Annotated in this window: 18 protein-coding genes; 6 read left to right on the forward strand and 12 right to left on the reverse strand. The window is 74.7% G+C overall.

Going from position 1 to position 23,464, the window contains the following annotated elements; translation table 11 throughout:
- The first annotated feature begins 4 nt into the window (after positions 1-4).
- A complete protein-coding gene (locus tag QQS41_RS02465) occupies positions 5-844 on the forward strand; it encodes an HAD family hydrolase (protein ID WP_448851107.1) in 840 nt (279 codons plus the stop codon).
- Between the two features lie 287 nt (positions 845-1,131).
- Here QQS41_RS02465 and QQS41_RS02470 read toward each other — a convergent pair whose 3' ends face one another.
- Entirely contained in the window at positions 1,132-3,558 is a 2,427-nt protein-coding gene (locus tag QQS41_RS02470; protein WP_448851108.1) for an MMPL family transporter, read from the reverse strand.
- 356 nt (positions 3,559-3,914) lie between these two features.
- Between QQS41_RS02470 and QQS41_RS02475 the strand changes: the two genes are divergently transcribed.
- Positions 3,915-4,688 (forward strand): hypothetical protein, encoded by a 774-nt coding sequence (locus QQS41_RS02475; protein WP_448851109.1) that lies wholly within the window; start codon positions 3,915-3,917, stop codon positions 4,686-4,688.
- A 170-nt stretch (positions 4,689-4,858) separates the two neighbouring features.
- Here the strand turns inward: QQS41_RS02475 and QQS41_RS02480 are convergent, their stop codons facing one another.
- The 8 genes from QQS41_RS02480 to QQS41_RS02515 all read right to left on the reverse strand — a co-directional run bounded on the left by QQS41_RS02480 (position 4,859) and on the right by QQS41_RS02515 (position 13,492).
- Positions 4,859-5,905, reverse strand: coding sequence for a methionine synthase (locus tag QQS41_RS02480; protein WP_448851110.1), 1,047 nt, complete (start codon positions 5,903-5,905; stop codon positions 4,859-4,861).
- Positions 5,902-7,182: a tRNA 2-thiouridine(34) synthase MnmA gene (mnmA, locus tag QQS41_RS02485; protein ID WP_448851111.1), complete on the reverse strand. Its 1,281-nt coding sequence runs from the start codon at positions 7,180-7,182 to the stop codon at positions 5,902-5,904. Before mnmA ends, QQS41_RS02480 begins: the two co-directional genes overlap by 4 nt.
- 19 nt (positions 7,183-7,201) lie before the next feature.
- A complete protein-coding gene (locus QQS41_RS02490; protein WP_448851112.1) occupies positions 7,202-8,347 on the reverse strand; it encodes a cysteine desulfurase family protein in 1,146 nt (381 codons plus the stop codon).
- A gap of 110 nt (positions 8,348-8,457) precedes the next feature.
- Entirely contained in the window at positions 8,458-9,405 is a 948-nt protein-coding gene (locus QQS41_RS02495; RefSeq protein WP_448851113.1) for an electron transfer flavoprotein subunit alpha/FixB family protein, read from the reverse strand.
- A gap of 51 nt (positions 9,406-9,456) precedes the next feature.
- A complete protein-coding gene (locus QQS41_RS02500; RefSeq protein ID WP_448851114.1) occupies positions 9,457-10,242 on the reverse strand; it encodes an electron transfer flavoprotein subunit beta/FixA family protein in 786 nt (261 codons plus the stop codon).
- Between the two features lie 274 nt (positions 10,243-10,516).
- Positions 10,517-11,806 carry a THUMP-like domain-containing protein gene (locus QQS41_RS02505; RefSeq protein ID WP_448851115.1) on the reverse strand — a complete coding sequence of 430 codons (1,290 nt, stop codon included), beginning with the start codon at positions 11,804-11,806 and terminating at the stop codon, positions 10,517-10,519.
- Positions 11,803-12,666, reverse strand: a complete 864-nt coding sequence (locus QQS41_RS02510; protein ID WP_448851116.1) for an NUDIX hydrolase — start codon at positions 12,664-12,666, stop codon at positions 11,803-11,805. The genes QQS41_RS02505 and QQS41_RS02510 overlap by 4 nt, the downstream gene beginning before the upstream one ends.
- A 1-nt stretch (position 12,667) precedes the next feature.
- Entirely contained in the window at positions 12,668-13,492 is an 825-nt protein-coding gene (locus QQS41_RS02515; RefSeq protein ID WP_448851947.1) for an ABC transporter ATP-binding protein, read from the reverse strand.
- Between the two features lie 256 nt (positions 13,493-13,748).
- Here QQS41_RS02515 and QQS41_RS02520 point away from each other — a divergent pair, with 256 nt between their 5' ends.
- From QQS41_RS02520 to QQS41_RS02530, 3 genes are all read left to right on the forward strand, one after another.
- A complete protein-coding gene (locus tag QQS41_RS02520; RefSeq protein WP_448851117.1) occupies positions 13,749-15,782 on the forward strand; it encodes a maltotransferase domain-containing protein in 2,034 nt (677 codons plus the stop codon).
- Positions 15,783-15,918: 136 nt separating this feature from the next.
- Entirely contained in the window at positions 15,919-18,114 is a 2,196-nt protein-coding gene (gene glgB, locus QQS41_RS02525) for a 1,4-alpha-glucan branching protein GlgB (RefSeq protein ID WP_448851118.1), read from the forward strand.
- Positions 18,115-18,363: 249 nt separating this feature from the next.
- On the forward strand, positions 18,364-18,783 hold the full coding sequence (locus tag QQS41_RS02530) for a TIGR02611 family protein (protein ID WP_448851119.1): 420 nt from the start codon (positions 18,364-18,366) through the stop codon (positions 18,781-18,783).
- A gap of 185 nt (positions 18,784-18,968) precedes the next feature.
- Here the strand turns inward: QQS41_RS02530 and QQS41_RS02535 are convergent, their stop codons facing one another.
- Positions 18,969-20,006 carry a tetratricopeptide repeat protein gene (locus QQS41_RS02535; RefSeq protein WP_448851120.1) on the reverse strand — a complete coding sequence of 346 codons (1,038 nt, stop codon included), beginning with the start codon at positions 20,004-20,006 and terminating at the stop codon, positions 18,969-18,971.
- 81 nt (positions 20,007-20,087) lie between these two features.
- The gene (locus QQS41_RS02540; RefSeq protein ID WP_448851121.1) at positions 20,088-20,411 is read right to left on the reverse strand and encodes a thiamine-binding protein; all 324 of its coding nucleotides are present in this window, start codon (positions 20,409-20,411) and stop codon (positions 20,088-20,090) included.
- A 146-nt stretch (positions 20,412-20,557) separates the two neighbouring features.
- On the opposite strand from QQS41_RS02540, the gene mce reads away from it, so the two are divergent.
- Entirely contained in the window at positions 20,558-21,013 is a 456-nt protein-coding gene (gene mce, locus QQS41_RS02545) for a methylmalonyl-CoA epimerase (protein WP_448851122.1), read from the forward strand.
- 138 nt (positions 21,014-21,151) lie between these two features.
- Here the strand turns inward: mce and QQS41_RS02550 are convergent, their stop codons facing one another.
- Positions 21,152-22,891: a PTS sugar transporter subunit IIA gene (locus tag QQS41_RS02550; protein WP_448851123.1), complete on the reverse strand. Its 1,740-nt coding sequence runs from the start codon at positions 22,889-22,891 to the stop codon at positions 21,152-21,154.
- Positions 22,892-23,464: the final 573 nt, after the last annotated feature.

The following is a 23,464-nucleotide window of genomic DNA, read 5'->3' on the forward strand; positions in this document are numbered from 1 at the left end:
GCCGATGCTGGTCGTCTGGGACATCGATCTGACGCTGCTGCAGCCGAACCGGTTCGGGCACGGGTGCGCGGAGGAGGTCATCGCGGCGCGTGGCGGGTCGGTGCCGGCGGACCTGGTGTTCGCCGGGCGCACCGACCACGCCATCTGGGGCGAGGCGCTGGCGCGGTCGGGGGTGCCGGCGGCGGAGCTGCCCGGGGTGCTCGCGGACTACGGGCGGGCGTGCGCGGCGGCGCCGTGGGAGGGGCGGGTGCTGCCGGGGGCGCGGGAGGCGCTGGCGGCGGCGGCCGCGGTGGCGTCGGCGCAGACGGTGGTGACGGGCAACGTCCGCGCGACCGCGGAGCTGAAGCTGCGGCACGCGGGGTTCGCGGTCGCGGGTGCGGTCGCCGGCGGTTCCGGGGTGTCGCGTGACGACGTCCCCCGCCCCGGCTCCTCCCCCGCCGCGGCGGCGGGGCCCGTGCTGGATCTGGGGCTGGGGTCGTTCGGCGACGAGTCCGACGACCGGGCGGCGCTGCTGGCCTCGACGCTGGAGCGGTGGCGGGGCCGGGTGCGCGCCGGCGGGGCGGTCGGCGGTGCCGGCGGCGCGGTCGGCGGTGCCGGCGGCGCGGTCGGCGGTGCCGGCGGCGCGGTCGGTGGTGGCGTTGCCTGCGGCGACGCGCGGGCGGTGGCCGTGGGCGACACGGTCCACGACGTCGCGGCCGCCCTGGCGTGCGGCGCCGGGATGGTGGCGGTGGCGACGGGGCCCGATGACGCGGCCCGGCTGCGCGACGCCGGCGCCCACGCCGTGCTGCCGGACCTGCGGGACGCGGGCGCCGTGGTGGCGGCGCTGCGCGCGGCGGCGAGGTAGCGGCTGCGCCGCCGACCCGGGTCGTTTCGACCCCGTTGCGCACTCCCCTGCCGGCCCATCCGGACCCCGGTCTGGCCACCCCGCGTTCCAGCCGGGTCATTTCGACCCCGTTGCGCACCCTCCCCGATCCTTCAGACCCCGTTCTGGCCGTTCAGACCCAGTTGAAACGGGGTCTGAACGGCCAGAACGGGGTCTGGACCGCGGAGCGGGCGGAAACGGGTCGGAACCGCGGGGCCGAGAGGCCGAGCCTCCCCAGGCCCGAGGGATCCGGGCGGCCCGGACGGCGTCTATGTCCGCTCGGCCGCGGCCGGCTTCCCGTCCGCCGGCTCCCCGTCCGCAGGCTCCTCGTGCGCCGGCGTCGAGGGCCACAGGGCCCGCCGGCCGAACAGCCGCACCAACGCCGGGACCATGAGCGGGCGGACGACGAAGGTGTCCAGCAGGATGCCGATGGCCATGGCGAGGCCGAACTGGAACAGGTCGCGCACCGGCATGACCGTCAGCACCGCGAAGGTGGCGGCGAGGATGAGGCCCGCCGACGACACGACGCCGCCGGTGCGGGTCAGCGCCACGTTCATGGCCTCGCGCGGCGGGTGGTCGGCGAGCTCCTGCCGGTACCGGGCCATGAGGAAGATCGTGTAGTCCACGCCGAGGGCGACGGCGAAGATGAGGACGTAGGCGGGGACCTGGGAGCCGATGCCCTCGTCGCCGCCGATGAGGACGGCGGCGATGACGGTGGCGCCCATCGTCGCGGCGTAGCCGAGGGCCTGCAGGGCCATGAGGTACACCGGCGCCAGGACGCTGCGCAGCAGCACGCCGAGCACGACGCCGACGACCACGATGAGCAGCGGCAGCAGCACCAGCAGGTCCCGCTGGACGGCCTGCTGGAGGTCGCGGTTGGTGGCGGCGTCGCCGGCGGCGGCGAGGCGGAGGCCGGTCACGGCCTCACCGGCCGTGCCACCCGCACCGCCGGTCACCTCCGCCGGCAGCGCCTCCGGGTAGGCGCGCTCGAGCACCGCCACGTCGTCCATCGCGGCCTGCCCGTAGGGGTCGTGGGCCAGGACGACGGTGAGCTCGGCGGCGGTGCCGTCGTGGGCCACCGCCCCGGGCTCGGCGCGGGCGACGGTGTCCGGGAGCTTCTCCGGCATGTCGGCGGCGATGGCGGCGACGGTCTCGGGGGTCAGGCCGCCGTCGGCGGTGAGCAGCACGGGCTCGGGCGAGACCTCCCCGGGCCCGATCTCCTCGGAGATGACCTTCTGGCCTTCGCGGGCGTCGGATTCGACGCGGAGGCCGGAGACGATGTCGTAGCTCTCCCGGTAGCCGGCCAGGCCCGCCGTCAGCGCAAGAAGCAGCGCCAGGCACCCGGCGAGGACGGCGACGGGCCGGCGGTCCACGACGTCCGCGACGCGGCCCCAGACGCCGTCGCCGCCGCGGCGTACCGCCTTCGCCCGGCCGCCCGGCCAGAACACCGCGTCGCCGCACGCGACGATGGCCGCGGGCTGCAGGGTGACGCCGGCGAGCAGCAGCACGACGACGCCGACGGCGAAGTACGGGCCGAAGTCGCGCAGCGTCGGGGTGACGGCGACGACGAGGGCCAGCAGTGCCAGCACGATGGTGCCGGCCGAGGACATCAGGGCGGAGCCGGCGCGGCCCATCGCCCGCACCATCGCGGGGCCGTGCGGGCGACGGCCGCCGGTGACGTCGCGTTCGTCCACGGCCACGGCGCCGCCGCGCGCCGCGCCGCGCCCGTCCTCCCCGCCGGCGCCGGGCGAGGGGGCGGGGAGGGTGCCGTCGTCACGCGACGCGCGCGCCAGCTCCTCCCGGTAGCGGGCGTTGACGATGAGCGCGTAGTCCGTGCCCACGCCGAACAGCAGGACGGTGAGGATGGCGGTCGACTGCGTCGTGATGGTCACCACGCCCGCCTGCGCCAGCCACGCCGCGACGGCGTTGGCGGTGAACAGCGCGACGGCGACGACGAGCAGCGGCAGCACCGCCAGCACCGGCGAGCGGTAGACGGCCAGCAGGATGACCAGGACGATGACGGTCGTCGCCGCGCCGAGCACCCAGTCGGCCTGCCCGAACGCCGCGGCGAGGTCGTTGGAGACGCCCGCGGGGCCGGTGACGTGCGTCTCCGCGCCCGGGGTCGCCGACGCCGCGGCGTCCTGCACGCCGGCGCGGAGGTCCTCCATGAAGGCGTCGTAGCCGTCGTCGTCGGGCTTCCCCTCGAGCACGGCGGTGATGGTGCGCGTCGTCCAGTCGTCGGAGATGGTCCCCTCGCCCCGCGCCGGCGCGCAGTCCGGGCCCGGCCGCAGCCCCGCCGCCGGGTCCAGGCACAGCGGGGTGGCCACCGTGATCACGCCGTCCCGCTGCTGCAGGTGCTTGACGACGGCCACCGCCGCGGCGTCCGTGCCCTCCGCCGACGGGGTGGTCACGGTGACGATGCCGGGCGGGCCGGCGTCGGCGCCGCCGGAGGCGCCGGGGCCGGGGCCGGCGCTCTCGCGCGCCCGCGCCTCGTCCGCGCGGAGGGCGTCGAGGCGCTCGGCCGCGACGACGGAGCGGGAGTCCTCCGGCGCCCCGCCCCCGCCGCCGCCCTCGCGGACGTCCGACGTCGACGGCGACACGAGGATGAGGACGCCCGCGACGACGAGCCAGGCGACGATGGTCAGCAGCGAACGTTTACGGGAGGACAGCGCGGCGGCCATCGTCTTTTCGAACATGCGTCAACGATGTCACGCCGGCGGGGAAAAGTACATGGCGGGCCGCGGATCGTTCCGGGGCGGCGCCGGCGCCGGGCGGATCGGGACGGCCGGGCCACGGGCATGCGCGCGGCCGAATCGGTTGCGCGGCATCGCATATGCGCAATGCAACATATGCGTCACGATAGTATTGAAAACGTTTTTCAACAGTGCAATGGTGTTAGCGCGCCGCCCCGCCGTGCCGGCCGCCGTCACCGGGCGACCGCCCGTTCGGCTCCATCCGGGCCCGCCCCGCTTCCAGACGGCCATCCGATTCCCGCCCGGCGGGCGGCGCGCACCATCCCCCGTTCCTTCCCGTCACGAGGAGAACCACGCACATGACCCGTCGCCTCCGCACGTCCGTCGCCGCCGCCGCGCTCGCGGCCGCCGCCCTGGCCGGCCCCGCCGCCCTCGCCCCGCAGACCCTGGCCGCCGCCGACGCGGCCCCGATCGTCGACGTCGACGGCGCCACCAAGGAGCGCCAGGGCGACGTCGCCTTCACCGACCCGAAGGTCGAGTACCGCGACAACGACTCCAGCTACGGCAAGGTCATCCGGATCACCTGGACCGTCCGCAACGACTCCAACGTCCACGTGAAGTCGATGGGCACCGCCTACTCCGCCGCGGGCCAGCGCTACAACGACGCCGCCGGCGACGAGATGCTGATGCACTGCACCGACCGCGCCGTGCCGTTCCGCCCGGGCGTCACCGCCACCTGCCACCAGTACCGCCTGGTCACCGACGCCGAGCTGGCGCTGGGCCGCACCGCCCCGGACGTGCCGAAGTACAACGTCCTCTACGGCCTGAACGAGCAGTCCGGCGAGCGCGCCTGGGTCAACGCCGAGGCCGTGCCGTCCATCGACCTGCCGGGCGGCCAGGCGCCGGAGCAGCCGGGCCAGCCGGGCCAGGAGCCCGAGCAGCCGGGCCAGCCGGAGCAGCCGGGTCAGCCGGGTCAGCCGGGCGGCGGCATCCTCGACGTCGTCCGCACGTTCGCGGAGGCCATCTTCGGCGAGAAGATCGGCGGCGCGCTCGTCGACGTCATCGCGAAGATCGCCGGCGCCATCGGCCTGGGCGACGGCTTCGGCTCCTCCGCCGCCGTCGTCGGCCGCTAGGCCGCATCCGCGGAAGGACCCCGGGCCGGTCCCGGGCGCACGATCACGGTCGTCGCCCCGGGGCCGGCCCTCCGTCGTCTCCTCCCCCGGCGAGCGCGGCCGGCGTGGCCGCCCCCGGCCGATCAGACCGGCGCCGACCCCGGCCGGCCCGAACGCCGCCGGATCCGCCCCTACAGGTCGCCGGCGGCGCGGGCGACGAGCTCCGCCGCCCGGCGGCCGCACCGCAGCGCCATGGCCGGCCAGTCCGCCGCCTGCCGCTCGAAGCCGCCGGCCGGCGTCAGCGTCACGTCCCCGGCCAGCTCGGCCCGCGGGAACGACAGCTCGTCCCACAGCCGGGCCGCCGCCTGCGCGGGCCCTCGCTCGTCGGGCGCGATCCACGCGCCCGTGACGGGGTCGCGGCCCGCCTCCGGGGCATCGGGGACGACGCCGAGCTCCGGGCGCACCCCACCGGACAGCAGCTCCCCCAGGCAGTCGAGGCGCTCCGTGCCGGTCACCCGGCCGGCGCGCACCCACACCGCGTCGGGCGCGGCCTCCGCGATCGCGCCGGCCGAGACCCGGTCCGGCGGCGTCGCCGGGCGCAGCGTCACCGCCGCCCCCGCGTCCCGCACCGGGTCGATGACGGCGCGCAGCAGCGCCGCGGCCTCGATGCGCCCGAGCGCCGGCAGCGTCGCGCCGCCGGTGGCGTCGGGGACGGCGCCGCGCAGCACGTCGTCAAGCACCGCCTCGTCGAGCTGCACCACCACCCGGGCCCCGTGCCGGCGCCGCGCGTCGGCGATGCGGGCGCGCAGGCCCTCGCCGAGCGCCTCCGCGAGGTAGCGGGTGGCGCCCATGTCCGTGAGCATCCGGTGCCCGGCGGGCAGCTCCACGACCGCCGCCATGGTCAGCGGCCCCACCGCGGGCAGGCGCACCACGTCGGGCGCGGTGCCCCAGGCGGCCTCGCACGCGTCGGCGTCGGCGTCGAGCAGGTCGCGGGCGACGGCGCCGAGGTGCGTCGCGGTGCCCGCCGCGCGTGACGACGCCACCCGCAGCCCCCTCGGCCCCCGATCCAGCGGGAGGTCCGCCAGCATCGCGCCGGTGCGCGCCACCGGCCCGGCGCCGAGGCCGCGCGCGGGAAGGACCGGCAGGTGGACGACGCCGCCGGACTCGCCGCCGATGACGTCGGCGGCCTGCACCGGATCCGTGCCCGGCATGGGGCCGAGCCCCGCGAAGGCGGTCATGCGGCGCTCCCCCCGGAGTCGGCGTCGGTGGAGGCGGCGGCGGAGTCAGCGTCGATGGCGGAGTCGGCCGAGTCGGCGTCGGAGTCCGCGGGGGCCGGCGTCGCGGAGGCGCCGTCGGCGGTCCCGTCCGCGCCCGTGCGCGCCGTCGACCGGATCGTCCCGGAGCCCAGCACCACGTCCCCGCCCGGCTCGGCGCGGTAGAGCACCGCGGCCTGGCCGGGGGCGACGCCGCGGATGGGCTCGTCCAGGAGCAGGCGGAAGGCGCCGCCGCGGCCGGTCTCCGCGTCGTCGGGTCCGGCGAGGACGTCGATGCGGCAGCCCGTGGCGCGGCCGTGGGCGCGGACCTGGACCTCCAGGCGGCCGGAGGCTGCCGCGATCTCCACGTCCTCCGGGTCGGCCGGCCACACGGCGCGGTCGACGTCGAGGACGTCGACGTCCAGCGCCTCCGCCGGACCGACCGTCACCGTCGCCGTCGCGGCGTCGAGCGCCGTGACGTAGCGCGGCCGGCCGTCGGCGGCGGGACGGCCGAGGCCCAGGCCCTTGCGCTGGCCGATGGTGAAGCCGTGGACGCCGTCGTGGCGGCCCAGCACCTCGCCGGTGGCGCCGTCGACGATGTCGCCCGCCCCCGCGGACAGGCCCGGCCGCATGCCGATGCCCGCCCCCAGGAACGCCCGCGTGTCCCCGTCGGGGATGAAGCAGATGTCGTAGCTGTCCGGCTTCGACGCCGTCGTGAGCCCCAGCTCGCGGGCCTCGGCGCGGATGGCGGGCTTCTCCGTGTCGCCGCACGGGAACAGCGAGCGGCCCAGCTGCACGCGGTCCAGCACGCCGAGGACGTAGGACTGGTCCTTCGCCGGGTCCGCGGAGCGGCGCAGCAGCCCGTCGTCGCCGACGACGGCGTAGTGGCCCGTCGCCACGGCGTCGAAGCCGAGCGCGACGGCGCGCTCCAGCAGCGCCGCGAACTTGATGCGCTCGTTGCAGCGCAGGCACGGGTTGGGCGTCTCGCCGCGGGCGTAGGAGTCGGTGAAGTCGCCGATGACCTCCTCGCGGAACCGCTCGCTGAAGTCCCACACGTAGAACGGGATGCCCAGGGCGTCGCACACGCGGCGCGCGTCGCCGGAGTCCTCCAGCGAGCAGCAGCCGCGCGAGCCCGCCCGCAGGGTCTCCGGGTCGCGGGAGAGGGCGAGGTGGACGCCGGTGACGTCGTGGCCGGCCGCGATGGCGCGCGCCGCCGCGACGGAGGAGTCCACTCCCCCGCTCATCGCCGCGAGCACCCGCATGCGCTTCCCCTCTCCGTCGTCAGGCCATGCCCGCCGCGCGGGCACGGGCGACGGTATCACCCCATGCGGCGAGCACCGCGTCCACGTCGGCGTCCGCCGTCGTGTGGCCCAGCGTGAAGCGCAGGGCGCCGCGGGCGGCGCGCTCCGGCACGCCCATCGCCAGCAGCACGTGCGACGGCCGGTTGACGCCCGCGGAGCACGCCGATCCCGTCGAGCATTCGATGCCCGCGTTGTCCAGCAGCATGATGAGGCTGTCGCCCTCCGCCCCCGGCACCCCGACGTGCAGGTGCCCCGGCAGCGACGGCTCCGTCGTGTGCACCGTCAGGTCGGGGGTGAGCTCCAGCAGTCCGTCGCGCAGGCGGTCGCGCAGCGCCCGCAGGCGCGCGTCCTCCGCCTCGTGCGTTGCGACGGCCTCCGCCAGCGCCGCCGCCATCCCCGCGGCGGCGGCGACGTCCGGCGTGCCGGAGCGCAGCCCCCGCTCCTGCCCGCCGCCGTGGACGTGCGGCACGGGGGCGACGTCGCGGCGCACCAGCAGCGCGCCGATGCCGCGCGGGCCGCCGAACTTGTGTGCCGACACCGCGAGCGTCGCCGCCCCCAGGGCGTGGAAGTCGACGGGCAGGTGCCCGGCGGCCTGGACGGCGTCGACGTGCAGCGGCACGTGGGCGGCGCGGCAGGCGGCGGCGACGGCCTCGACGGGCTGGACCGTGCCCGTCTCGTTGTTCGCCATCATGCAGGCCACCAGGGCCGTGCCGCGCCGGTCGAGCTCCGGCAGCCGGTCCACGTCGATGCGCCCGTCCGCCCCGACGGGGGCCTCCGCGATCTCCGCCCAGTGCTCCTTCTCCAGGTGCCGGGCGGCCTTCCGCACCGCGTCGTGCTCGATGGCCGGCAGGACGATGCCGGAGCCGGAGCGGGACAGGTACAGGCCCTGGACCGCGAGGTTGTCGGCCTCCGTCCCGCCCGAGGTGAACACGACTTCTACCGGGTCGGCGCCGAGGAGGCGGGCGACCGTCTCGCGCGACTCCTCCAGGATGCGGCGCGCCTCCCGGCCCGACGCGTACTGGCCGTTGGGGTTGCCGGCGCCGAGGGCGGCGGTGAACGCGTCGCGGGCGGCGTCGCGCAGCGGCGACGTCGCGGCGTGGTCGAGGAAGTGCCGGGCCTGCGTCATGGCTCCACAGCGTAGCGGCCGCGGACACGGCGAAGCCCCCGCCTCGGCCGTGGGGCCGGGCGGGGGCCGTCGTCACGCACGCGATGGTGCGCGGGCGAAGGAGCCGGAGGCTACTTCTTGATCTCCTCGGTCAGCTTCGGCGCGACGTCGAAGAGGTCGCCGACGATGCCGAGGTCGGCGATGTCGAACATCGGGGCCTCCTCGTCCTTGTCGACGCAGACGACCAGCTTCGAGGTCTGCATGCCGGCCTTGTGCTGGATGGCGCCGGAGATGCCGAGCGCGAGGTACAGGTCCGGGGAGACCGTCTTGCCGGTCTGGCCGACCTGGAACTGGCCCGGGTAGTAGCCGGCGTCGACGGCGGCGCGGGAGGCGCCGACCGCGGCACCGAGGGCGTCGGCCAGCGGCTCGACGACCTTCTCGAAGTTCTCGGCGGAGCCGACGCCGCGGCCGCCGGAGACGACGATCTTGGCCTCGACCAGCTCCGGGCGGTCACCGCCCTCGGCCGGGGTGAAGGAGACGATCTCGACGGCGTCGCCGCCGATCTCCGGGAAGTCCACCGGGGTGACGGTGGCGTCGCCGGCCTGCTCGACCGGGTCGACGGAGCCCGGGCGCAGGGCGTAGGCCGGGGAGGCGCCGAAGCCCTCGCCGTCGACGAGGAAGTCGCCGCCGAAGATGGCGTAGCGGACGGAGCGGTCGTCCTTGATCTCCACGACGTCGGAGAGGATGCCGGAGCCGGTCATCGCGCCGACGCGGCCGGCGATCTCCTTGCCCTCCGCGGTGGCGGACACGAGCACCGGGACCTGGTACTCGGAGGCCAGGGCGATGAGGGTGTTGGCCTGCGGGGAGATGAGGTACTTGTCCGCATCGTCGGACTCTGCCGCCAGGACGGAGCCGGCGCCGTACTTGCCCAGCTCCGGGGCCAGCTTCTCGGCGGTGCCCGGGGCGCCGACGACGACGGCGGCCGGGGTGCCGAAGACGCGCGCGGCGGTCAGCAGCTCGAGGGTGTTGTTCTTCAGCTCGCCGTCGACGTGATCGACGAGAACGAGGACGTCAGTCATGTGATTCTTCTCCTGGTATCCGTGTTCGGTGTTCTGTCTTCGCGTCGCGGCTTAGATGAACTTGTTGGTCTTGAGGAACTCGGCGACCTTGACGTGGGCGTCGCCCTCGTCGACGACCTTCTCGCCCGCGGACTTCTCCGGCTTGGCCTCGAAGGCGGTGACGTTGGTCGCGGCGTTGGCCAGGCCGACGGTCTCCGGCTCGACGCCGATGTCGGCCAGGGTCAGCTTGTTCAGCGGCTTCTTCTTCGCGGCCATGATGCCCTTGAAGTTGGCGAAGCGCGGCTCGTTGGCCTTCTCGGTCACGGACACGATGGCCGGGAGGTTGGCCTTCAGCTGGTGGATGCCGTCCTCCGTCTCGCGCTCGCCGGAGACGGTGGAGCCGTCGGTCTCGACGGAGCGCATGTGGGTCAGGACCGGCCACTGCTTGTAGACGCCCACGATGGCCGGGACGGTGCCCGTGCCGGAGTCGGTGGAGGCGTTGCCGGTGATGACCAGGGAGACGTCCTCGAGGGTGTCGAGGAGCGTGGACAGCACGTAGCCGGTCGCGATGGCGTCGGAGCCCGCGAAGGCCTCGTCGGAGAGCAGCACGGCGTCGTCGGCGCCCATGGACAGGGCCTTGCGCAGGGCCTCCTCGGCGCGCTCGGGGCCGATGGTGGCGACGGTGACCTTGCCGCCCAGCGTGTCCTTGAGCTGCAGCGCGGCCTCGACGGCGTTCTCGTTGATCTCGTCGAGCACCGCGTCGGCGGAGTCTCGGTCGAGGGTGTGGTCGTCGTCCGAGAGCTTGCGCTCGGACCAGGTGTCGGGGACCTGCTTGACCAGAACAACGATGTTCGGCATGTGTGTGTCGTCCTTCACTGTCGGTTGCGTTCACTGGGCCGCGCGGTGGCGCGGCCCCCGGTTGAGGTCGAACCTAACAGAGCCGCGGCCGCTAATCGCGTGATCCAGATAACAAACTGGTTATTTTTTCGGACGCGTCTCACATACGGGGTATGTGGGGCGCGAGGGACGGACGGGGCGCGGACGGCGGCTGCGGGGGCGCGGCCGCGGTCCGGCAGACGCCGTGGGCGGCAACGGGTGCGGGGCGGAGTGCGGGGCGCCGCGCCCGGCCGGGTCACGCCGGCACGGTCTCGCGCGGTCCGCAGATGAAGGCGGTGCCGCGGTCGCCGATGCGCGTGACGACGACGGCCAGCGCCGCCCGGCCCTTCAGCCGCCACGACTTCCGCAGCCGGTCCGGGTCGGCGTCCAAGCCGCGGACCAGGATCTCCGCCGACCCGCAGTCCCGGGCGGCCAGCGCCGCGCGCACCTTCTTCAGCGGCACCTCCTCCAGCACGGGGAAGCCGGAGGCCCCCGGCGGGACGGCGTCGCCGGTGAGGTGCGCGATGCGCTCGTCGAGCTGCCGCAGCCCGTGGCGGCGCGCCCAGTGGCGGACCAGCCCCGCGCGGACGACGGCGCCATCGGGGTCGATGATGTACGCCCCGGCGTCGCCGGCTCCGCAGTCGTCGTCCATCGCGTCGTCGACGAACTCCGGCGCGGAACGGGCGCCCCCGAGCAGCGCCGCCGAGCGGGTGACGCCGGGCCGCGACAGCCCCGGCGTGTACAGGCACGCCTCCTTCACCCCGCCGGCGACGGAGGCGACGCACACCTCCCCCTCCCACCCGGAGAAGTCGAGGCCCGGGGCGCACTTCACCGACAGCTCGCGGCCGGCGTACGCGTCCAGCAGGTCCGGCAGCGGCGGGACGAGGTCCTCCGGCCGGGCGATGCGGCGGCCGCCGGCGCGGCGGGCGGGGTCCGCGACGACGACGGCGTCCCGGCTCACCGGCGCGAGCGCGTCGGCGACGGCGACGAGCGCCCCCGGCGCGGCGCCCGCGAGGTTGCGGCGGGCCATCTCGGCGCGGGCGGGGTCGAGGTCGGTCGCGAGCAGCGCGGCGGGAGCGGGCGCGGCATCCGCGGGCGCGGCAGCCGCGGGCACAGCGGGCGCGGCATCCCCCGCCGCCGGCTCCCCCGCATCGGCCGTCCCGCCGCCGGCCACCATCGCCATCGCCGCGATCTCCGTGCCCGCGGCGCACGTGACGTCGTGGACGACGCGGCCCGGGGCGAGCTCGGCGATCCGCCGGGCGCGCAGCTCCGCGACGGCCCACGGCGTCGCCTGCTGCGCGGCGTCGGAGTCGAGCAGCCACGCCCCCTCCCCCGACAGGAACGCCTCCGGCAGCTTGCCGGCGGCGGAGCGGCGGGCGGCGCCGACCTCCGCCGCGGCCCGCGCCAGCTGCGGATCCCCGGCGGCCTCGCGCAGCACGCCGAGGTCGGCGAGCATCGTCTTCCTCGTCAGCGCCAGCCCGTCGGCGGCGGCCAGCAGCTCCGGCCGCGCGGCGAGGGCGCGCACCTCCTCGCGGGTGAGGCTCACCGGCCCTCCCGCAGGTGGCCGAGGTGCGTGGCGACGGCGAAGAAGCCGTCCATGAACGGCTCGCCCAGGAAGTCGCTGCTGGTGCGGGGGATCGGCGTCCCGTCGGCCAGCGCCAGCGCCGCGTCGACGTCGGCGGCGTGCTCCAGCCGGCGCAGCTGCGCCCACGTCGGCGGCATGAGCCCGACCTCGCCGGCGGCCCACCGCTCCAGCAGGTCGGCGGGGCGCGCCCACCCGGCGGCGTCGGCCTCGCCGGTGCGCCCGTCGGGGTCCTGCCCCTCCGGCACGGCGGCGAGGAAGAAGAACGTGTCGTAGCGGATGGGGTTCGACTCCGGCGTCAGCCAGTTCGCCCACGGCCGCAGCAGGTCGGCGCGCAGCCGCAGGTCCCGCCCGGCCAGCAGATCGGCCAGCGCAACCTCGCGCGATTCCAGCGCGCGCCGCGCGTCGTCCGCCTCCGCGGGGTCCAGCGGGTGCCTTGCGACGTCACCCTCCCCGGCCCGGCGCGCCAGCAGCACGCCGGATTCCTCGAAGGTCTCGCGCACGGCGGCGCAGACCAGCGCCCGCGCGGTGCCCGGCTCCACGCCCAGGACATCGCCCCACCAGGACGATTCGGGGCCGTCCCAGGCGATGGCGGGGCTCGGGCGGCCGTCGCCGTCGACGTCGCCCGGGAAGTCCCGGTCGTCGACCCCGCCGCCCGGGAACACCGTCATGCCGGCGGCGAAACGCATGGACGCCCGCCGGCGCTGGACGAAGACCTCCGGGCCGGCGTCGCCGTCGCGCAGCAGCAGCACCGTCGAGGCGAGCCGGGGCGTCGCGGGCCCGCCGGGGCGGGTCCCGTCGTCACGCGCATCCGCCGGGGACACGTCAGCCCCTCCTGCGGTGCCGGCCCGCCTCGCGGTCCCGGCGGGCGAACCAGCGGCCGTCGATGCGGTCGACCCGGATGGCCTGGTGGAACGCCTTCGTGAGGTTCTCCGACGTCAGCACGTCCTCGATGAGGCCCTGCGCCACGACGCCACCCTGATCCAGCAGCATCGCGTGGGTGAAGCCGAACGGGATCTCCTCCACGTGGTGGGTGATCATCACCATCGCCGGGGCGTCCGGGTCCAGCGCCAGCTCCCCCAGGTAGCCGACGAGGTCCTCGCGGCCGCCGAGGTCCAGGCCCGCGCCCGGCTCGTCGAGCAGCAGCAGCTCCGGGTTCACCATCAGCGCGCGGGAGATGAGGACGCGCTTGCGCTCGCCCTCCGACAGCGTCCCCCACGTCCGGTCCGCCAGATGCTCGGCGCCCATCCGCTCCAGGATGTCCGCCGCCTGCGCGAAGTCCATCTCCTCGTACGTCTCCCGCCAGCGGCCCAGCACGGAGTACGACGCGGAGATGACCAGATCCGCCACCTTCTCCTCCGCCGGCACGCGGTGCGCCAGCGCCGAGGACGTCAGGCCGATCATCGTGCGCAGGTCGCGCATGTCGGTGCGGCCGATGCGCTCGCCCATGACGTACGCCTCGCCGCCCGACGGGAACTCCTCCGCCGCCGCCAGGCGCATCAGCGTCGTCTTGCCCGCGCCGTTGGGACCGAGCACCACCCAGCGCTCGTCCAGCTCCACCCGCCAGTCCAGCGGGCCGACCAGATCGCGGCCCCCGCGCGTGTACCGGACGCCGCGGAAGTCGACGAGGAGGTCCTCGTCGAAGTCCATGTCGTCGAAGTCGTCGATGTCGTCGTCAATCGCAGCCACGTCCCCATCGTGCCCCATCCCCGCGCCCCCATGTGGGATCGACACTGCTCATCTACGCTTGGTGGCACCGTTCCCGGCGGTGCCCGACGCGACGCCTCCCGGCAGGGCGGCGGACGCGGGCCTCCCCCGCGGCGACGTGCACCGACGGACGGCGATGAACGACAGAGCAACGACCACGACGACGACGCGACACGGCGAACAGAAGGAGACGGCAACGGTGACTGGACGACTCGGCATCGACGACGTACGGCCCCAGGTGGACGGGGGCGCCACCCCCGCCAAGGCGGTGGTCGGGGAGGTGGTCCCCGTCTTCGCCGTCGTCTGGCGCGAGGGCCACGACCGCTTCAACGCCACCCTCAACGTCAAGGGCCCGGCCGACTCCCCGTCGGCCGCCCGCACCCAGCGCATCCCCATGAAGGTCTCTGAGGCCGACCCCAACCAGGTCAACGCCACCTTCGTGCCCGACGCCCCGGGCCTGTGGACGTTCCGCGTCGACGCCTGGTCCGACCCGATCGCGACGTGGCGCTACGCCGTCGTCAAGAAGATCGAGGCCGGCCAGGGCGAGGCCGAGCTGGCCAACGACCTGGCGATCGGCGCCCGCCTCTTCGACCGCGCCGCCGCCGGCGCCGCGACCGTCCACCGCCCCCACCTGCGGGCCGTCGCCCAGCAGCTGCGCGAGGGCGGCGAGGACATGCGCGCCCGCGTCTCCCTCGCCCTGTCCGACGAGACGCTGCGCATCCTGGAGATGCACCCGCTGCGCGAGCTGCTCACCCGCGGCAAGACCCGCAAGGTGAAGGTCGACCGCCGCGCCGCCCTCGTCGGCGCCTGGTACGAGTTCTTCCCCCGCTCCACCGGCGGGGTCGACGAGGCCGGCGTGCCGGTGCACGGCACCTTCGCCACCTCCGTCCCGCAGCTCGACCGCGCCAAGCGCATGGGCTTCGACGTCGTCTACCTACCGCCCATCCACCCCATCGGCGAGATCAACCGCAAGGGCCGCAACAACACCCTGACCCCGGAGCCCGGCGACGTCGGCTCCCCGTGGGCCATCGGCTCCGCCGAGGGCGGCCACGACGCCATCCACCCGGAGCTGGGCGACGAGAACGACTTCAAGGCGTTCGTGAAGGAGGCCGAGGACCGCGGCCTCGAGGTCGCCATCGACCTCGCCCTGCAGTGCGCCCCCGACCACCCGTGGGCCGCCGCCCACCCGGAGTGGTTCACCGTCCTGCCCGACGGCACCATCGCCTTCGCCGAGAACCCGCCGAAGAAGTACCAGGACATCTACCCCCTGAACTTCGACAACGACCCGAAGGGCATCTACGAGGAGATCCTCCGCGTCGTGCGCCTGTGGGTCCGCCGCGGCGTCAAGACGTTCCGCGTCGACAACCCGCACACGAAGCCGGGCAACTTCTGGGAGTGGCTCATCGCCACCATCCACGAGACGAACCCCGAGGTCATCTTCCTCGCCGAGGCGTTCACCGCCCCGGCCCGCCTCTACGGCCTGGCGAAGGCCGGCTTCCAGCAGTCCTACATCTACTTCCCGTGGAAGACGACGAAGGAGGAGCTGACGGAGTTCGGCGAGGAGATCGTCCGCCACTCCGACATCGCCCGCCCGTCCCTGTGGGTCAACACCCCGGACATCCTCCACGAGTTCCTGGTCACCGGCGGCCGCGCCGCGTTCGCCATCCGCGCCGCGCTCGCGTCCACCATGTCCCCGCTGTGGGGCATGTACTCCGGCTACGAGCTGTACGAGAACGTGCCGGTGAAGATCGGCTCCGAGGAGTACCTGGACAGCGAGAAGTACCAGGTCCGCCACCGCGACTACGACGCCGCACTGGAATCCGGCAACTCCCTCGAGCCGTTCATCGCGCTGCTCAACCGCCTGCGCCACGAGCACCCGGCCCTGCAGCAGCTGCGCACCCTGCGCTTCCACGAGGTCGACAACGACAAGATCATCGCCTACTCCAAGTTCGACCCGCTGACCGGCGACTGCGTCCTGGTCGTGGTGAACCTGGACCCGTGGAACGCCCAGGAGGGCACGCTCACCATCGACATGAACGCCGTCGGCCGCCGCAGCGTCGACCGCATCGAGGTCAAGGACCTGGTCACCGGCCAGACCTTCGACTGGGCGAAGCACAACTACATCCGCCTCGAGCCCTGGAACAACGTGGCCCACGTCGTCTCCCTCCCGGAGATCCCCGAGGGCCTGCGCCGCACCCTCGCCTGGCGCGACGTGCCCGACTACGCGGGCTAGGCGCGCCGGCGGGTCCGCAGGGCCCGCCCGGCGCGGCCGGCGGCCGGCCCGCTGAACCGGCGGCCGCCCGCCGCACCGCCTCCCCGACACCGACGGAAACGACCTCGACGACAACCCGAGAAGGACGAGCATCACCGTGACCACCCCCTCCGACCCCCGCCTGGGCATCCCCGAGGGCGACCTCGAGCGCCTGCGCACCTGCACCCACCACGACCCGCACGCCTTCTACGGCGCGCACGTCATCGACGGCGACACCGTCATCCGCGCGCGGCTGTTCGGTGCGGAGGCGGCGACCGTCGTCACGCCCGGCGGCGAGCACCGCATGGAGGCGATCGGCGACGACGTCTTCTCCGCGCTCGTCCCCGGCGAGACCGGCTTCGACTACCGCCTGCGCATCACCTGGTCCGACGGCAACGTCGAGGAGCGCGCCGACGGCTACGCGTTCCTGCCGACCGTCCGCGAGGGCGACCTCCACCTGCTCCTCGAGGGCCGGCACGAGCGCCTGTGGGAGGTCCTCGGCGCCCACCCGGTGACCTACGAGACCGAGATGGGCGAGGTGTCCGGCACCTCCTTCGCCGTGTGGGCCCCCAACGCCCGCGGCGTCGCCGTCATCGGCGACTTCTGCGCCTGGAACGGCGCCCAGCACCCGATGCGCTCCATGGGCTCCGCCGGCGTGTGGGAGCTGTTCATCCCGAACGTCGGCCCGGGCGAGGTGTACAAGTACGCCATCACCACCCAGGAGGGCCACCGCCGCGACAAGGCGGACCCCATGGCCTTCGAGACGGAGGTGCCGCCGTCGACGGGTTCCGTCGTCACGCGCTCCGAGTACCAGTGGGGCGACACCGAGTGGATGGCGCGCCGCGGCCGCGTGGACTGGAACGCCGCGCCGATGAGCGTCTACGAGGTCCACCTCGGCTCCTGGAAGCAGGGCCTGTCCTACGAGGTGCTGGCCGAGCAGCTGGTGAACTACGTCGTCGAGATGGGCTACACCCACGTGGAGTTCATGCCCGTCGCCGAGCACCCGTTCTCCGGCTCCTGGGGCTACCAGGTGTCCTCCTACTACGCCCCGACCTCCCGCTTCGGCTCCCCCGACCAGCTGCGCTACCTCATCGACGCGTTCCACCGCGCCGGCATCGGCGTCATCGTCGACTGGGTGCCGGGCCACTTCCCGAAGGACGACTGGGCGCTGGCCCGCTTCGACGGCACCGCCTGCTACGAGCACCCGGACTGGCGCCGCGGCGAGCAGCGCGACTGGGGCACCTACGTCTTCGACTTCGGCCGCAACGAGGTCCGCAACTTCCTGTACGCCAACGCCCTGTACTGGGCGGAGGAATTCCACGTCGACGGCCTCCGCGTCGACGCCGTGGCCTCCATGCTGTACCTCGACTACTCCCGCAACGATGGCGAGTGGCTGCCGAACCAGTACGGCGGCCGCGAGCACCTCGAGGCCGTGCAGTTCCTGCAGGAGTTCAACGCTACGGTGCACAAGCACTTCCCCGGCTTCCTCACCATCGCGGAGGAGTCGACGTCGTGGCCGGGCGTCACGAAGCCGACGTCCGAGGGCGGCCTGGGCTTCTCCATGAAGTGGAACATGGGCTGGATGAACGACACCCTGGAGTACTTCGCGAAGGACCCGATCCACCGCTCGTACCACCACAACGACGTGACGTTCTCCATGGTCTACGCCTACAGCGAGAAGTTCGTGCTGCCGTTCAGCCACGACGAGGTCGTCCACGGCAAGGGCTCCCTGTGGACCCGCATGCCGGGCGACAACTGGAACAAGGCCGCGGGCCTGCGCACCCTGCTGGCCTACCAGTGGGCGCACCCGGGCAAGCAGCTGCTGTTCATGGGCCAGGATCTGGGCCAGGAGCTGGAGTGGAACCACGACGCCTCCATCTCCTGGGACGACCTGGAGGGCTGGGGCGGCGAGTTCCACCGCGGCATCCAGCTGTTCGTCCGCGACCTCAACGCCATCTACCGGGACACCCCGGCGCTGTGGCAGCGCGACGACCGGCCGGACGGCTTCCGCTGGATCAACGCCGACGACGCGCAGAACAACGTGCTGTCCTTCATCCGCGAGGGCGAGGACGGCTCGAAGCTGGCGTGCGTGCTGAACTTCTCCGGCACCACCTACCCGGAATACCGCGTGGGCCTGCCGGACGGCGGCCGCTGGACGGAGGTCCTGGCGTCCGACTCCGAGCGCTACCAGGGCGCGGGCTACTCCAACGACGGCGGCGTCGACGCCGTCGACGAGGGCTGGAACGGCCTGCCGCATTCGGCGGACCTGTTCCTGCCCGCCATGTCGGCGACCTGGCTGAAGCTGGAGCGCTAGGCCCGCATGGCCGCGGCGGCACGCGAGCACCGCGCCCCCTCCCCCGGTGACCGCCGCGGGGAGGGGGCCGGTCCGCGCGCCGCTTCCGCGTCCGCGGGGGATACGCGTCATTCGCGTGACGACGGGACCCGCCCCGGGTCCCGCGCCGCCGCGGACTCGGACGGCGGTGCGGCGCGCACGGAGTGCGCCGGCGGGGACCGTGCGGGCGGCGACGCCATCCCCGAGCGCGGCCCCGGCAAGCGCGTGGAGATGGAGAAGCGCGTCGCCCGCATCCTCGCCCGCACCGTCACCCGCCACGAGCGGTGGAAGCGCGGGCGGCTGCGGCACTTCGTCGGCCCGGCGACGCTGGTGGCCGGGTTCGTCATGCTGATCGTCGGCATCATCATCCTGCCGACGCCCGCCCCCGGATGGCTGCTCATCTTCACGTCGGTGGCCATCCTGTCGCTGGAGCTGCGCCGCGTCCGCGGCTTCGTGCTCATGGCGGCCCGCCGCTTCGACGACGCCGAGGACTGGTTCCGCGGCCGGCACCCCGCCCTGCAGGCGGTGCTGACGCTGGCGGTCGTGGCGTTCATGATCGCCGCGATGGGCTCGGCGTGGTACTTCGTGGCGCCGGACGGGCTGCCGCTGACGAACGGCGCGGCCACGGGCGCGGTGGCGGCAGCGGCGTAGCGGGCACGGCGGCGGCAGCGGCGTAGCGGGCACGGCGGCGGCAGCGGCGTAGCGGACGCGGCCACGGGCGCGGTGGCGGCTCCCCCCAGCCCGCCCTCCCCGCGGCCACCGCGCACGACGACGGCCCCGGACCTCGACTGGTCCGGGGCCGTCGTCGTGCGCGGCCGCTCGCTGCGGAGCGGCTCCTAGAACAGCGCGGAGGCCATGCGGCGCCGGGCGGACAGCGCCACCGGGTCTGCCGGGTCGATCATGGCCAGCAGGTCGAGCAGCCGGGCCTTGACGCGCTCGCGGTCGTCGCCGAAGACCGCCGGCAGCAGCCGCAGCAGGCGGTCGAGCGACGCCTCCGGCTCTCCGATGAGCATTTCCACGTCCGCGGCGTCGAGCGCCAGGTCGACGTCCTTCGGGTCGGCGTCAGCCCGGCCGACGGGGTCGGAGGTCTGGTCGATGCGCCCGGCGCGCGCCAGGAACGCGACGTTCGTGCGGGCGAGCTTCAGCTGCGTGTTGGCGGGCTCGGACTCCAGGATGGCGTCGTAGACGGCGACGGCGCCGTCGAAGTCGCCCTCGTTGAGCTTCTCCTCCGCCTCCGCCAGGCGCGGGTCGTCGGTGACGGGGTCCGGCTCGGGGTCACTGCCGCCGGAGCCGCCCTCGCCGGCCATCGTCGTGCCGGCCGGGAGGCCGCGCAGGCGGCCGCGGGTGGCCTCGAGGACCTGGCCGACCCACTGCTCCAGGAAGTCGCGGGTCTGCTCGCCGGCGAACTGGCCGATGGGCCCGCCGCCCGCCACCGCGATGACCGACGGGATGCCCTGGATGCCGAACGCCCGGGCCACCGCCGGTTGCGCGTCGACGTCAACCCAGCCGAGCAGCCAGTGCAGGCCCGCGTCGCGGACCATCGTCTCCAGCGTCGTGCGCATGCGCGCCGAGCCCGGGTCGCCCGGGGAGCCGACGAGCACGACGACGGGCACCTGCTCGGAGCGGATGACGACCTCGGCCTCGAGGTTCTCCGCCGTCACCTCGACGACCGGCGGGATGCCGTCGCCCTGGTCGCCGGTGGCGCGCTCGATTTCGGCCTTGCGGGCGGCCTCGGCCTCCGCGCGGCGCTTCATCTCCTCCAGGTCGACGGTGCCGGGCGGCGGCGGGGGCGTCGAGCACTCGCGGTGGCCGTGGGCGTGGCCGTGCGAGTGGCCGTGCCCGTGGGAGTGGCCGTGTCCGTGCGCGTGGGTCATGGGTTCGCGTGTCCTCCTGTGCGGCTGTTCGTGGTGGTTGTTCGCGTCGTACCGGCGCGCCCGTCGTCGGCGCGCCCGTCGTCAGGCATCCGTCGCGTCCGCGGCGCCGCCGGCCAGGTGCGCCTCGACGCGCTCGACCTTCGACGCCAGCTGCCCGGAGTAGCCCGGGCGGATGTCGGCCTTCAGCACCAGGGAGGTGCGCGGCGAGACCTTCGACACCGCCTCCGTCGCCCGCTTCACGACGTCCATGACCTCGTCCCACTCGCCCTCCACCAGGGTGAACATGGCGTTGGTCTCGTTGGGCAGGCCCGATTCGCGGACGACGCGGACGGCCTCGGCCACCGCCTCCGACATCCCGGCGTCGGGGTCGGCGGTCGCGGGGGCGACGGAGAAAGCGACGATCATGGCCGCCATCGTAGCGGCGCGGCGACCGTCGCCGCGGGGCGGTGGCCGTCGTCAAGCACCCGACCGTGACGCGGGCACCCCCGTTCGTGGCGAACGCGGCCCGCACCCGGCGCCCGCATGTCCGCCGCGCGCCTAGGATCGGGCGCATGAGCGAAGCCGCCAACACCCCCGTCCCCCACGAGTACGTCACCCACGTCGACCACGTCGGCGTCGCCGTGCCCGACCTCGACGCCGCGCTGGAGTTCTACCGCGAGTCCCTCGGCTGGGTCGCCCACCACACCGAGACCAACGAGGAGCAGGGCGTCCGCGAATCCATGGTCGGCCCGAAGACGATGCCGGAGGGCGGCGCGATGGTGCAGCTGCTGGCGCCGCTGAACGAGGAGTCGACGATCGCGAAGTTCATCGGCAAGAAGGGCCCCGGCCTGCAGCAGTACGCCGTGCGCGTCAGCGACCTCGACGCGCTGATGGAGCACCTCGCGTCCGTCGGCACGCGCGTGCTCTACCCCGAGCCGAAGCGCGGCACCGCCGGCTCCCGCATCAACTTCATCCACCCCAAGGACGCCGGCGGCGTGCTGCTCGAGCTCGTCGAGCCCGCCAAGTAGCCGCATTTTCGCGTCCTCTGCGTGACGACGGCCCCGCGCCGCCCCCTCGACGGGGCGGGCGGGGGCCGCGTTGCGCTTGATGGCCGTCGCGCCGAGCGGCCTGACGCGGACCGTCTGGTCCGCCTACTCGGCGCCGTCCTACTCGGCGCCGTCCTTCGGGGCCAGCGCCAGCAGCATGTCGCCCGGCTCCACCCGCGTGCCCGCACCCGGCCCGGTCACCGGCCCGAAGCGGCGGTGGTTGGCGATGACGACGGGGCTCGCCGTCGGCAGGCCCGCCTCCGCGATGGCCGCGCGGTCGAACCGCAGCACCGGCTGACCCGCCGCGACGTGCTCGCCATTGCGGACCAGCACGTCGAAGCAGCCCTCCGGCATGTCGACGGTCCCCAGCCCGACGTGCACCAGCAGCTGCACCCCGCCCGCGAGCTTCAGGCCGATGGCGTGGCCCGACGCGACCGTCATGACGACCTCGCAGTCCTGCGGCGCCACGACGACGTCGCCGTCCGGCTCGATGGCGACGCCATGGCCGACGCGCCCCGCGGCGAACACCGGATCCGGCAGATCCGCGAGGTCCACCACCGTGCCCGACATCGGCGACGGGATGCGCAGCCCGTGGGCCCGCACCGCGTCGGGTCCGTCGGGGACGGAGGGGCGGGCGTCGTCACGCACCCCCGCTGCGGCCGCGGCACCCGGGGCCTCCGCGTCGGCGGCGAGCAGCTCACGGGCGTGGCGGTAGGTCGACGCCTTCGGGACGACCTCCAGCAGCGGCTCGCCCGGGCGGATGGGCCCCGGCGCCGCGAGCGCCTCGATGGAGCGGCAGCGGCGGTGGTTGACGACGATGACCGGCGTCATCCGCGAATGCCCCGCCGCCTTGATCGCCGCGCGGTCGAAGCGCAGCAGCGGTTGGCCCGCGGTGACGCGATCGCCCTGCTCCACGAGGTAGGCGAAGCCCTCGCCGCCCATGTCCGCCGTGTCGACGCCCACGTGGACGATGAGCTGCACGCCGCAGTCCAGGCGCAGCGCGATGGCGTGGCCGGTCGGGAACATCGCCGCCACGACGCCGTCGCCCGGCGCGACGATCTCCTCCCCCCTCGGGTCGATGGCCAGGCCGCGGCCGACGTGGCCGCCCGCGAAGGCCGCGTCCGGGACGTCGGAGAGCGGCACGACGTGGCCCTCCACCGGGGCCGTGACGACGGTCGCCGGGACGTCGGCCTCCGGGTCCGCCGCCGACGTCGGCGACTTCAGCGGCCACCAGCGGCGGCGCGGCTTCGGCTGCTCCAGCTCGCAGCGCAGGAGCGGGTCGCCGGGGCGGACGGAGGCGGCTTCGGCTTCCGCCGCGGGCGTGACGGCGCGGAAGCGGCGGTGGTTCTCCACGACGACGGGCGTCAGCGGCGACAGGCCGGCGGCCTCGATCGCGGCGCGGTCGAAGCGAAGCAGCGGCTGACCGGCGGTGACGTACTCCCCCTTCGCGACGAGGTACTCGAAGCCCCGCCCCGCCAGCTCCACCGTGTTCACGCCGACGTGGACGATGATCGTCGCGCCGTTGTCCAGGCGCAGGCCGATGGCGTGGGCCGTCGGGAACGCGACGACGACCTTGCCGTCCGCGGGCGCCGTGACGACGTCGCCGTCCGGGTCGATGGCCACGCCCTCGCCGACGCGGCCGGCCGCGAACACCGGGTCCGGGACCTCCGACAGCGGGACGACGCGGCCGGACAGCGGCGCGCCGACGATGACGGGGGCGCCGGGGGCCGGCGCGCCGGCGGCGGTCTCCCGCGAGCCTGCTGCGTCCCGCAAACCTGCGGTGTCCGGGGCGGCCGGGGAGCCTCCGCCGGCTCGCGCGCTCCGGGCGTCCGGGGTGGCGTCCGCCTTCTTCGGGAACATGGTCTTCTCCTCCGTCGTGTCCTTCGTCGGCGCCGGGCGACGGCCGTCCGGGCCTGGCGGCGGGGTCCGCTGCGCCGCCCGGCTCTCGCCGACGTTCGCCGTCCGGCTCGCGCCGGCCGCACCGATGCCGCCCGGCACCGGCCGTCCAGCCCGCGCCGACGTTCTCGGTCCGGCTCGCGCCGGCGTTCGACGATGTCCGCCGCGGGCGGGCGCGGATCCCTCCGAGACCATCTTCGCCGGGCGAATCATCGGCGGGCGAATGGTTGCACGACGTTGCCGGAGCTCGGTGCCGGCTCCGACTCCCCGTCCTTCCCGCCGGTACCCGTGCACAAGTGGCCAGATATCCGCCGCGGAGGCCGGAGAAAGCCCAGGTCGCGTCCCCTGTCACGGCGGCAGGATGGCACAAAGCGCACGAGTACCCGGGGTAGTCGCCGCGGATCCGGCGCCTCGGCGGACGTCCAACGTCCTCACCGAGCATTCGGCGTCCTTGCGGCAATCAACCCAGCGGGTTCTCGGGGCAAACTGCGCTTCGTGGCCAACGAACCACCGCATCCCGCGGCGTTTACCCAGGTC

The sequence above is a fragment of the Corynebacterium sp. 335C genome, from assembly GCF_053525695.1.